This window comes from Asaia sp. VD9, assembly GCF_037150015.1.
Taxonomy (GTDB): Bacteria; Pseudomonadota; Alphaproteobacteria; order Acetobacterales; family Acetobacteraceae; genus Asaia.
Map to the genome: position 1 here is coordinate 61,083 of NZ_JBBCQM010000011.1, position 11,966 is coordinate 73,048.

Consider the following 11,966-nt stretch of genomic DNA (forward strand, 5'->3'; position numbering starts at 1 on the left):
AAACATCCAAATGTTAAATGAACGAGACAAGATAAAAATGCACAACGCCTTAGGCGGATCGGCGGCAGTCGGCCCGAGCTGAGAGCACGGACAGCAACATTTTCCGAGCGACATGAAGCCTAGCGGCACATTGGGTAGCACGCGCTGACGGAAACGCAAGCTTTGTTACGATGTTTTTCCCGATGTCCGGCAATGGCGCATACCGAGTGCGGTAGAGGCGGAAATCTGCCTAGGCCTGACCCCGAGATGCGCCAAATGAGAACAATAAACCTTTCGTTAACCATTTGCACGAACATATGAGTTGACCGGTAGAAGGCCGGTTCATCTGGGAGTCGCGTCAAAGTCGGCGCGATTAAACTGATCTTCACCTATGTGGCTTAGGGTCCGCATTGACCAGCCCTCCCTCAATTTTTGACAGCCTATCTCCGGAGTAAGAATCGATGCTCAAGTCGTGGCCTGGTGGCTGGGCGGATGCCAAAGCCAAGCTCAATGCGCTTGACCGTGCGCTGGCATTCATCGAATTTGATATCAACGGCATTATTTTGAATGCGAATGAGAATTTCTGCGAAGCGATGGGGTATCGTCTCGATGAAATTGTTGGGCGGCATCACAGGCTTTTTGTCGATGCCGCTTACTCTGCAAGCGCTGACTACGCCTCATTTTGGCGTGGGCTAGCCCAGGGCGTTTTTTGCACTCAGGAATGTGTCCGGATCTCGAAGAGTGGATCTGAAGTTTTGCTTCAGGCAAGCTACAATCCGGTCAGAGATGTGTCCGGCAAGGTTTACAAAGTCGTCAAGGTTGCGGCCGTTGTTACTGAGGCGGCGACGCTTCGTGCTGATACTGCGGGCAAACTCGACGCGATTTCGCGTGCGCAGGCTGTGATTGAGTTTGCCCCCGACGGGACGATCCTCACCGCTAACGAGAATTTCCTGACTGCGATGTCTTACTCTTTGACGGAGTTAGTCGGGCGCAACCATGCGATTTTTGTGGGGCCAGAGATGGCGGCAACTCCGGAGTACAAGGCCTTTTGGGACAAGCTTCGATCTGGTGAGTATGTGCCGTTAGAGTGCAAGCGTCTGAATAGTCGAGGAGAGCCTGTCTGGTTGCAGGCGTCCTACAATCCTATTTTCGATATGCAGGGTGGCGTGGTCAAGGTCGTCAAGTTCGCGACCGTCATCACGGGACGCGTTCGGGCGATCGACGATGTCGGCAAGGGATTGGCGCGTCTGGCGGATAATATCCTGAGTTTTCGCCTCAATGGCGAGATCGATCCCACATACGAGAAGCTGCGGGAGGATTTCAACAGGGCGATCGCCAAGTTAGATATAACTCTCGGGGGCGTTGCTGCCTCGGTGGGGACCGTTGCGAACGGCGCGAATGAGATCGTTGTCGCATCAAATGATCTCGCACAGAGAACGGAAATCCAGGCAGGGAATCTCGAGCGCACTGCGGTTACGTTGAACCAGATTACAGCGCGCGTGTCGCAGGGGGCCGATAGCGCCAAAGCTGCTGCTGCGTCAGCATCATCGGCAAGGGGGGAGGCCTTGGCGGCGAGCAAAATCGTCGATGATGCGGTTGTCGCGATGGAACGAATGCGCGAGGCATCGAAGTCGATATCGCAGATCACAGGAATGATCGAGCAGATTGCATTTCAGACCAATCTGCTGGCGCTGAATGCGGCGGTCGAGGCGGCGCGTGCGGGTGAAGCCGGGCGGGGTTTTTCCGTCGTGGCTACCGAAGTTCGTGCGCTCGCCGAGCGATCCGCAAAGGCCTCTCAGGAGATACGTGTCCTCATCTCCGAAAGCACGGCCCACGTGGATCGTGGCGCGGGTCTCATTGTCGATGCAGGTTCCGCTTTGGGCGGGATTGTCGAGCGTATATCCGGAATTGACGGTCTTCTATCAGAGATCGCTGTCGGGTCAGAGGACCAGGCTGAGGGCCTCGGGCAGGTGAACCAGGCGGTCGGACAACTTGATCGCGTCACTCAACAAAACGCGGCGATGGTTGAGGAGGCAACTGCGGCGGCAAATAGCCTCGGCGTTGAAGCGGGTCGCCTGAAGGGGCTTGTGGCGGAGTTCACCCTCAGCGAGGCTGTTCCTGGTAAGGCGCCGGCCATCGCAGCTTAGGGCCTGTATAAGGCGCCTGGCCATAACATGGCGAGGCGCCCCCTGCTCGAAGATCGTCTGGAAACCTTTCTGAAACCATTTGTCCTTACGAACTGCGTTATAAGTTACAAACCCCGTGAAGATAGGCCTTTTTATCCTGGTCCATCCTGGATGATTTCCGCCTTCCTCTGCTGACTGGACTCCTATGAACCTCCTGGCATCCCTCTCTATTGCTACGGGTAGTCTCAGTGTCATTGAGGCACAGTACGCAGTGACCGCCAATAACGTGGCGAATGCGAACACAACTGGATATGTGCGCGAAACAGCCGCGACACTCTCCTCCGTGGCTGCGGGCTTCGGAACCGGGGTGCGGATCGGCAACACGCAACTCGCAATCAATCAGGCCTTGCAGGCGTCACTTTACCAGCAGAATGCTCAGGCATCATCCTACACGGTGATGAGTAATTCGCTTGCCTCTGTCTCATCCATACAAGGCTCGACATCGGCGGATTCAGGGAGTACGTCTTCGCTTTCAGATCAGCTCGGAAATTTGCAGAGCGCGCTCATTTCGTTGACCTCGACGCCGACACAGAGCGCCTCCCAGACTGCTGTCATCAATAAGGCATCAGCGTTGACAACGACGGTTCAGACCCTCGCTTCGACCTATGCATCACAGCGTCAAGCGGCAGCAGATGGGGTTGTGTCGGACGTTTCCTCGATTAACTCTGGCCTCACCCAGATCGGGGCGCTGTCTCAACAGATCATCAAGTTCAAAAGTCTGGGTCAGAATACGGCAGATCTCGAAAATCAACGTCTCGGCGTGATGTCAGACCTGTCCTCAGAACTGAGCGTCTCGTTTTCGACCAAGGCCAATGGCGATATGATCGTGCGTACGGCGGACGGCACACAATTGCCGACAAGGCCGGACCAGATTGGGCAAGACGATGCGACACAGACATTGCCCAGCTCTACGTGGCCGCTTTCGACATCGAGCGCGACCCTTTCGAGCAGTTCTTACTACAGCGCTCAGAACAGCAATTCCTCTATACCGGGGATCACGCTTTCCGGTCAGGATATCACGTCCAGCCTCACGGGGGGTAGTATCGGGGGCAATATTGCCTTGCGCGATACTGTCTACCCTCAGATGCAGGCTCAGCTGGACTCATTCTCATACACGGTGATGAACCGGTTCAGCAGCGCAGGGCTTCCCCTATTCGTTACGAGTTCCGATGCGGGTGCCTCCAGCTCACTTCAAGGCAGTGATCTGACCAAGCCTGTTCCGCAGGGGATTGTCGGGCTGTCCTCTTCGCTGAGTGTTAACAGCGTCTACAGCAACGATCCGTCCCAGCTCACGACTACGACCAACAGTGACGGGACCACAAGCACTGGCGTCACCACAACTGTCAGCAACGTGCTGACAGTAGGATTTGGTTCAGACCCCTCAGACGTGAACGGTACGCTTGCAGCACCATCTACTAATCTTGGTCCTGCCGGATCTCTCTCGACCGGCTATACCGGTAACCAGGGACTTCTGGCCCTCTCTGCCGCCCTGACTTCCAATCAGGGGGCAACGATCGCGGCAGCGAGTTCCGGCGTCACCTCGAGCACCGCGGTGGTCACCCTGCTGCAAACCAAGGTTGCTGACGTTTCCGGCGTCAATGTGAATGATGAGATGGCGAAGACGGTCGCTCTTCAGAATGCCTACACGGCCAATGCGAAGATAATTTCCACCGTCCAAACCATGTTCAACGCACTCTTGTCCGCAATCCAGTAAGCGTTTCGGGGAACTCTCATGAGCAGTTCGATAGGCCAGTTCGGAGGGTCGGCTCTCTCCCTGATCCTCGAAGCGAGCGTCAAGGATCTCAACGCGCAGCAGGAGGTGGCTACGTGGCAAAGTAGCACCGGGATCACCGGGGCTACTTATGCTGATCTCGGGTCGTCACGATCGACAGTGCTTAGCCTTACTCCCAAGGTTACCCAGGTCGAAGCCTGGCAGTCGAATATCACGAACGCGCAGAGCACGCTCTCTGTGACAGCGACGGGCCTGAATCAGCTCGTTTCCCTTGCACAGACGCTTTCGACCAATCTGCTCGGGATTTCAGGGACCGCGACGACGAGTCAGGTGGCCGCAGCGTCTTCCTCCGCGACGAGTGCGCTCGCTAGTCTGAAAACTGTCCTCAACACCAGCGACGGTGCGAATTACGTGTTTGCCGGGACAGATAGCAACACGGCACCTATCAAAGGGAGTGGCACGCTTTCATCCAGCAGTTTGGCGGAACAAATTGCCGCAAGCGTCCAGTCGCTCAACGGGACAAATGCCAGTGCGGTCTTCTCCCAGGCGACCACACTTGCTGGGTCTACTGACCAAGCGCTCACGGTATTCTCGGCGTCCCTTTCCGTATCGCCTTCGCAGGCAGTGTCCAATCAGCGGGCGATTATGAGCGGAACCAATGGGACAACGAGTTTCGGTATCGTGGCGACGCAGTCCTCAACGACTTCGTCAAGCTCGGACAACTCCACCGGTTCCCCCATCAGGGATCTGATGCGCGACTTGATGGCAGTTTCCTCCATGAGTGGAATGTCGTCCAACACACCTGGCTTTTCGGATCTTGCAAAACAACTCTATGCGTCCCTCGGTACGACCATCAGCCAATTAACGGAGCAGGAGGGGGCGGTCGGCGCCACGCAAAACAGCCTTACAGCGCAGTCGACCCTTCTGACGGGGGTGTCCTCCATGCTACAGACGCAGTTGGGGGACGCACGGAATGCTGACATGGCCACGGTCGCGACTAATGCCGCGAATATCAAGACAGCACTGAATGCTTCATACATCCTGATTTCCAACATGAAGGGCATGACGCTCGCGGATTACTTGTGATGACGCATCCGCAGGGTAGCGCAGAGGCGCTCCAACTTGCTGGCAGCTACGAAGCGGCCGCGGCAGCCTATCAGGCGCGGCTTCAAAGCTCTCCCGATAATGCGCGCACGCTGAGCAATTACGGCGGACTGCTCAATCTGCAAAATCGGTTTACCGACGCCCTCGCATTGCTGGGGCGTGCAGTCACGCTGGATCCAAACTTGCCTGATGCCTGGTCAAATATCGGCAATAGTTTTCTGCATTTGAGTCAATACGAGAATGCGATAGCGTGCTATCGCAACGCGCTTAGGCTCGATCCTTCGCACGCTCTCGCCCTGAGTAATATGGGTGTCGCTCTGGATCATCGAGGGGACCACGCGCTGGCGCGAGGATTTCATGATGCTGCCGTTCAGATCGATGGTCAGAATGTCTACAGCCGGACGAACCGCGCGGTGTCCCTCCTTCAAAGCGGGGACTATCTCGAGGGTTTCGCGGAATACGAGCATCGCTGGACGGCTATACGTGCCAACAGTCAGCCAACGGATAAGCCGCGTTGGGCGGGCCAGGAAGCCCAGGATCAGACCCTTCTCGTCTTCACGGAGGGAGGTTTCGGGGACGTATTGCAGTTCTCGCGACTGGCGCCGATAGCAGCTCGTCGCGTTGGGCGGGTCATTTTGCGGGTGCGGCCAGAGCTCGTCTCCCTCCTGAGACGCAGCTTATCCGGTGTGCTCGTGACCTCGGAGGCCGATCCGCTTCCTGAGTACGATCTGGAATGTCCCGTATTGAGCCTCCCGCACGCGTTGGGGATCACGCTACCTGCAATTCCTGATGCGGGCAGATATCTGTTTGCTGACCCTCTCAAGATTTCGTGGTGGCGCGATTTGATCGCTGCAGACACGGACGGCGCCAAGAGCGATGCTTTCCGCGTCGGACTGGTCTGGGCAGGCGCTCCGCACCCTGAAATTCAGGCCGCTTTTCTGGCGGACCATCGACGCTCAATGGATCTGGGTCAGTTGGCTCCATTGGGAGAGGTGGCACGGCACCACAGCTCTCTCGTATTTTACAGCTTGCAATTAGGGGAGCGTGCCGGTCAGGCCCTTTCGCCACCGGAGGGAATGCGCGTCGTTGATCACACGGCGCATATAGCGAGTTTTGACGATACCGCCGCGCTCATCAGCACTCTTGATCTGGTGATCGCAGTGGACACTTCTACCGCCCATGTTGCTGCGGGCCTTGGTAAGCCCACATGGCTTTTGTCCCGGTACGATCAGTGTTGGCGGTGGCTTTCCGGGAGGAAAGATTCGCCATGGTATGAGTCGGTGTGCATTTATCAGCAGACTAATCCGCTCGATTGGACGCAGCCTGTTCTGAACGTCGCCGCAGATCTTGAACGCTTGATCGTGCAGGGGCGGTCTTCCGTAAAGTAGGCTTGGTGACGGTACGGGCGTGTCCTAAAAGACGCGGATGGGACCGATTTCGGATTTTCTGGAAAGTTTCATTCCTCGACCCTCGTATTGTGCAACAAAGCGTTGTAGGCTGTAACCACCTCGTGATGACCGCCGTTGCGGTTGGCGAGGGATCAATTTTGCTTACCTTAAAATTTACCATTCGCCTGATATTAGCGCGGAGTATGCCTCTGGAAAGCGGCCCCTCTGCGAGCACAAACATTATAGTGATGCTGAGAGCGGCGCCGAGACTGCTCTGCGGGAGATTGTCTTTAAATGATGAGATCGCTTGATATCGCGAATACGGGCATGCAGGCCCAGACGACGAACGTCGAGACAATTTCGAACAATATCGCGAATATGACGACGACTGGTTACAAGCGCCGTCGTGCGGAGTTTCAGGATCTCATTTATCAAGACCTGCGTCGCGCCGGTACGATGAGCTCTGATACGGGCGACCTCGTTCCTGCGGGGGCTCAGGTGGGTCTGGGTGTCAGGACCGCAGGTATCTATCGTATCAACGAGCAGGGCACGCTGGAGCAAACGGGTAATTCGCTCGATCTTGCGATCGAGGGACGTGGCTATTTCCGTGTCACGCTGCCATCGGGTGAATATGCCTATACTAGGGACGGAACATTTTCCCTTTCGGAAGACGGTACGATCGTCACGGCTGACGGATACCCGCTCTCTCCCAATATTTCTGTTCCGAATAACGCCGAAAACATCACAATCGATCAGTCAGGGCAGGTGCAGTACACATTATCGGGTCAAACGACCGCGCAGGTGGCCGGACAATTACAGCTTGCAACGTTCCAGAATGAAAATGGCCTGACTGCGATGGGTCAAAACCTTTTCACGGAGACGACCTCGTCCGGGACCGCCAATTTAAGCACGCCGCAAAGCGAGGGCTACGGCTCGGTCCGTCAGGGGTTCGTTGAAGAATCCTCGGTCAACGTCGTCACCGAGATTACTGCCTTGATCACTGCGCAACGCGCTTATGAAATGAATAGTAAGGTCATTACCGCTTCGAACGAGATGCTACAAACCCTGACCAATCTGCGGTGACATGGAAATGCGGGGGCTCACGATCGCTCTGATGGCGGGACTGATGCTGGTCTGCGTAACCGGGCCTGGCGATGCTGCGACGCTGCGCAGTTCGTCAATGATTTCCGCATCCACAGTCCGCCTCTCCGACATATTTTCCGGCCTAGAGCCGGGGCAGGATCGCGTACTTGGGCCGGGTCCCGCTCCTGGAACGAGTATTCAGGTCGGAGGTCAGCAATTGATTGCCTTGGCCGATCAGTACGGCGTTGATTGGGAGGATCAATCATCTTCCGCCTCAATGACCATTACCCGCGCAGGCAGAATTCTGGATGAAGCCTATTTCATCGCGTTGATACGGAAAAACTTGCCAGATCTCGGCGAAGGCCCTGTTTCCATCGCACTTCATGATTTCCATCCGATGATGGTATCGTCAGACGAGGCCGAGCCGGTCGTGCTTTCTGACGTCAAGTGGGATCAGCGAAGCGGCTGGTTTTCTTCCACTGTCTATAGGGCGCATCCTTCAGGGGATTTGACGTCAGACTCGTTCATGCTGACTGGCGTTGTCCATGCCACTCAACGCGTGATGGTCTTCACTCACTCCCTTCCAGCTGGAAGCGTGATTACCTCGGCTGATGTCAGGATGGACGAGTCCTATGCCGGGCATATTCCGTCTCGTGCCGTAACCGATGAAAGTGAAGCCGAGGGGCAGACGGTCAGCCGCGGTGTCGTAGCTGGCGCCGCGGTCATCGCTCAAGATCTCCAACGGACCGTTCTTATGCACAAGGGAGACCCGGTTCTGATATCCTATGTCGCGCCAGGGTTGAGGCTATCGATTGCGGGACGGGTTTTGGAAGATGCCGCAGCCCGTCAGCAGGTACGGGCACTTAACGAGGCAAGCGGCATGATTGTAAGCGGACGGGTCATGGATAGTTCGAACGTTGAGGTCGAATTGACGAGCCATCCCGTGCCTTCCGACCCCAATACGATGCGTCGACTTTCGGCGTCCCTGCGCAATCCCGCGCCTTGACAGATTATTGGCGATAAATAGGCCCCGATACGATGAAACTTGTGCTCTCAGGTGGCTCGTTGATTGCTCTGCTTCTGCTGAGCGGCTGCACGTCGTTGGCTGATCTGACCGAATTGGGACATCCGCCTAGAATGACGCACACCTCGGATCCGACCCAGTCTCCGGATTATCGTCCGGTGACCATGCCCATGCCGCCTCTTCAGCCCCCGCCGACAGAAGTGGGCAGTTTGTGGCGTTCCGGCAGTCGCGCTTTTTTCAAAGATCAGCGCGCCTCTCAGGTAGGGGACCTGATCACGATCAATGTCAATATTTCTGACAATGCAGCTCTGAATGATAATACGACTGTTGCCGGGAGCGGTTCGCAAACATTTGGTATCCCGAGCTTTTTCGGTGCACAGGGTAAGGTACTATCCAGCAGCAGCGCGCTCGATACCAGTAGTGCAAGCGCGAATACCGGGGCCGGTGTCATTCGCCGCAACGAAACGGTTACTCTCGCTCTCGCTGGGACGGTGACGCAGGTTCTGCCAAACGGCAATTTTGTTGTCGTTGCGAGGCAGGAAGTACGTATCAATGGCGAGTTGCGTCAACTGATGGTCAGCGGGGTTGTGCGACCCCAGGACATCACCGAGGACAATATCGTTACCCACGACCGCATTGCGGAGGCGAGGATATCCTATGGCGGTCGTGGGCAGTTGACCACTGTACAAAGCGCTCGTTGGGGACAGCAGATCATGAACGGTGTGCTGCCATTCTGATCTGTCACCTCGATGCTCTACAGCTCAGCTTTCTGAATGGATAGTCCGGAAAACCGAGATCGAAAGCGGTGACGCGGTGAAATGCCCCGGCGCGTCAATGTCGAAAGCCAGGCTAGGAAAATGGAGCCGGCAAGGCTCCATCTCGACGCTGGCCTAACTGACACACTCGCCATATCTGACCCACGAGTTTTTTTTAAGGGTTCTTCTCGCTTAAAGCCCCGCGATATTTCTGCCGAATCGATACAGAAGTATGGATCCCACCAAGGCTTTCCAACGCGCGTGGCTATGTTCTTTTAACGATTGGCCCCTACGAATCGAAGCTCTCGCTAGAAATAGATGATTGAGAGTATCGCATGCTAACGAAATTATTGGTCCTGTGCGCAGGCTTGGGGATCGCAGAGACATTATGCGTGGCGATATTGTCCGGTATCGGAGAATGGCTCGCGGATTTCGATCAATTCAATGGATCCTTGGAAAAACTAACGGCCATCTGCGAGATTTCAGCCGTGCTTTCTTTTTCGGGCGCAACGTTGTTCGGTTTTCTGAAGATGGCGCTGAGACCGGGCTTACCAAGCAACTTTGAGAAGCAAGATATAACCTCCGGCTAAGCGCTCATACCATTTTACAGCAGGGCTGTTCCTCGTCTTTTAGGGCGGCAAAAGCGTTTTCCAGGATCTGATGTTGAGACGGTGTTTCGATAGCGGAATATCGCTCATCGGTGAGACGATTTTTTAATAATTATGGAGGACGAATGGGGGGTACGCTGAGAAAAGGCTCAACCTCCCCATGTTCAATGTCCTTCGCTTCAAAACCAAGATTGCGCTGGTTGCAATAACATTGACGCTTGTGACGTTCATCGGTGCCGGGTTTCTGGTGAGTAACCAGTTACAATCTGGCTCGCGATATCGATCCTTCATTAATTCTGATGACCGCGGCACCATTATGCTTGCGCGTATCAGTGATAAGCTGAACGCATTATTGTATGCTTCTCACTTGCTCATTGACCAGGCTGGCAGCCCCTTCATCGGTGATGTCGTCACACGCTTCCAGAAGGACATGAAAGGGACGCGAGAGATCTTCGCTGAAGCGGTGCGAGTCGATCCGCGTCTTATCCCGACGCTCGATCCGCTCTTGTCACGCTACGGCACCTTCGAGCAGCAACTCAATAGTCTTCTTGCCGCACTGAACAAAGGGGATGTGGCGAAGATGCGCCTGATCGCACAGGCATCTGATCAGGATGGTGTTCATCTTGCAATCGACATCGGTGCCATTACCGGCCGCCGTATCACTCAGGTTGAGATCGCCTCGAACCGTCTCGCGCAGGAGACGAGTGTTTCCGTACGCAATTGTGTCATCGGTCTCGTCCTTGTTCAGATCATCATTCTCGTCATAACCCTCCTTATGAGCCAGAGAACAATCGTTGCGCCGCTCCTGAGGGTCCGTGATCGCATGCTTGGGATCGCTGAGGGGCGTTTGGACGACAATATCCCCTGCCTCGAGCGAGGGGACGAAGTGGGTGACATGGCCAAGGCTCTCAGCACGATCCAGGCCGGGTTGCAGCAGGCCAAGGCTCAAGCTGCCGAGCAAGCGGTCGAGCGAGAGGCCGTGGCGAAAGAGCGGGCCGAGAATGCCGCGCGCGTTGCCAAGGAATTGGAAGAAGAATCCCGTGCGGTCGAAGCCATACGCAACGGCTTGGCAGCTGCCGCCGAGGGCAATCTAGTTTATCGTATAGACGTGCCGTTGCCGCAGCGCCTTCAGGTGATGAAGACCGATTTCAACGATGCATTCGAGCGGCTCAACCAGACATTCTCGGTTATCCAGCAGAGCGTTATGGCGATCGGCTCCGGCACCGGAGAGATTTCTGTCGCCTCGAACGACATGTCGCGCCGCACGGAGCAGCAGGCGGCGAGCATTGAGCAGTCGTCGGCGGCCATCGAACGTGTTGTCAGTATGCTGAAAGATGCCGCCGATAGTGCCAAGAAGGCAGCAACCGTAACGGATGACACCCGCCTAGGAGCCGAAAAGTCGGGCTCGATGGTCCATAATGCCGTCAATGCCATGAGCCAGATCGAGAGCAGCTTCGCCCAGATTAGTCAGGTGATTGGGCTGATCGATGAAATTGCTTTCCAGACCAATCTGCTTGCCCTGAACGCGGGCATCGAGGCAGCGCGCGCAGGAGACGCGGGGCGCGGATTCGCCGTGGTCGCAACAGAGGTGCGGACCCTTGCGCAGCGTTCCACGGAAGGCGCGCGTCGGGTAAAAGAGATGGTATCAAGCTCGAGCGATTTCGTCTCCGATGGTGTCCGGCTCGTGCGCGAGGCGGGAGGCGCATTGGGCGTCATCCTCAATCAGGTAGCCGAGATCGACAAACTCGTTGCCGAGATTGCCCACTCTTCGACTGGGCAGTTCTCAGCAATGCAGGAGATCAATCTTGCAGTTGGCGAGATGACGAGATCCACACAGCAAAATGCTGCGATGGTAGAGGAGAATACGGCCGCCATCTCTTCGCTTGATAAGGCTGCAAGTGTTCTGCGCGATCGGGTTGCCCAGTTCCAACTGGAAAAATAATTCCTGTATCTGCACGCCGCTGCATGCAGTTTCTGGCCCGGTGATCGCATGCAACGCGATTGCCGGGTTTTTTTATGTGAGGGGATAAAATAAGATTTAACGAATAATGCGTTGTGAAGGGATACAGATCACTCGGCGGACGTGTAATTGATTGATCGCGAGCGG

At 55.8% G+C, this 11,966-nt stretch carries 8 protein-coding genes; all 8 read left to right on the plus strand.

Annotated features, from left to right (window positions below):
* The first annotated feature begins 440 nt into the window (after nt 1-440).
* Nucleotides 441-2,126, plus strand: a complete 1,686-nt coding sequence (locus tag WFJ47_RS13150; protein WP_336763584.1) for a PAS domain-containing methyl-accepting chemotaxis protein — start codon at nt 441-443, stop codon at nt 2,124-2,126.
* 184 nt (nt 2,127-2,310) lie between these two features.
* Entirely contained in the window at nt 2,311-3,879 is a 1,569-nt protein-coding gene (gene flgK / locus WFJ47_RS13155; RefSeq protein WP_127101977.1) for a flagellar hook-associated protein FlgK, read from the plus strand.
* An 18-nt stretch (nt 3,880-3,897) separates the two neighbouring features.
* A complete protein-coding gene (locus WFJ47_RS13160; protein WP_127101976.1) occupies nt 3,898-4,983 on the plus strand; it encodes a flagellin in 1,086 nt (361 codons plus the stop codon).
* Complete coding sequence (locus WFJ47_RS13165; protein WP_336763586.1) at nt 4,983-6,389, plus strand: tetratricopeptide repeat-containing glycosyltransferase family protein; 1,407 nt, start codon at nt 4,983-4,985, stop codon at nt 6,387-6,389. The genes WFJ47_RS13160 and WFJ47_RS13165 overlap by 1 nt, the downstream gene beginning before the upstream one ends.
* Before the next feature lie 297 nt (nt 6,390-6,686).
* Complete coding sequence (gene flgG, locus WFJ47_RS13170) at nt 6,687-7,472, plus strand: flagellar basal-body rod protein FlgG (protein WP_023980023.1); 786 nt, start codon at nt 6,687-6,689, stop codon at nt 7,470-7,472.
* A gap of 7 nt (nt 7,473-7,479) precedes the next feature.
* The gene (flgA, locus tag WFJ47_RS13175) at nt 7,480-8,478 is read left to right on the plus strand and encodes a flagellar basal body P-ring formation chaperone FlgA (RefSeq protein WP_233582030.1); all 999 of its coding nucleotides are present in this window, start codon (nt 7,480-7,482) and stop codon (nt 8,476-8,478) included.
* 32 nt (nt 8,479-8,510) lie between these two features.
* Nucleotides 8,511-9,233, plus strand: coding sequence for a flagellar basal body L-ring protein FlgH (gene flgH, locus WFJ47_RS13180; protein ID WP_127101974.1), 723 nt, complete (start codon nt 8,511-8,513; stop codon nt 9,231-9,233).
* A gap of 786 nt (nt 9,234-10,019) precedes the next feature.
* On the plus strand, nt 10,020-11,801 hold the full coding sequence (locus WFJ47_RS13185; RefSeq protein WP_336763588.1) for a methyl-accepting chemotaxis protein: 1,782 nt from the start codon (nt 10,020-10,022) through the stop codon (nt 11,799-11,801).
* The last annotated feature ends 165 nt before the right edge of the window (nt 11,802-11,966 follow it).

What these genes read in the sequence shown, in the direction of transcription:
- WFJ47_RS13185 (WP_336763588.1), top strand. Translation starts at nt 10,020, where the DNA reads ATGTTCAATGTCCTTCGCTTCAAAACCAAGATTGCGCTGGTTGCAATA.
- flgK (WP_127101977.1), top strand. Translation starts at nt 2,311, where the DNA reads ATGAACCTCCTGGCATCCCTCTCTATTGCTACGGGTAGTCTCAGTGTC.
- flgA (WP_233582030.1), top strand. Translation starts at nt 7,480, where the DNA reads ATGCGGGGGCTCACGATCGCTCTGATGGCGGGACTGATGCTGGTCTGC.
- flgG (WP_023980023.1), top strand. Translation starts at nt 6,687, where the DNA reads ATGAGATCGCTTGATATCGCGAATACGGGCATGCAGGCCCAGACGACG.
- flgH (WP_127101974.1), top strand. Translation starts at nt 8,511, where the DNA reads ATGAAACTTGTGCTCTCAGGTGGCTCGTTGATTGCTCTGCTTCTGCTG.
- WFJ47_RS13165 (WP_336763586.1), top strand. Translation starts at nt 4,983, where the DNA reads ATGACGCATCCGCAGGGTAGCGCAGAGGCGCTCCAACTTGCTGGCAGC.
- WFJ47_RS13160 (WP_127101976.1), top strand. Translation starts at nt 3,898, where the DNA reads ATGAGCAGTTCGATAGGCCAGTTCGGAGGGTCGGCTCTCTCCCTGATC.
- WFJ47_RS13150 (WP_336763584.1), top strand. Translation starts at nt 441, where the DNA reads ATGCTCAAGTCGTGGCCTGGTGGCTGGGCGGATGCCAAAGCCAAGCTC.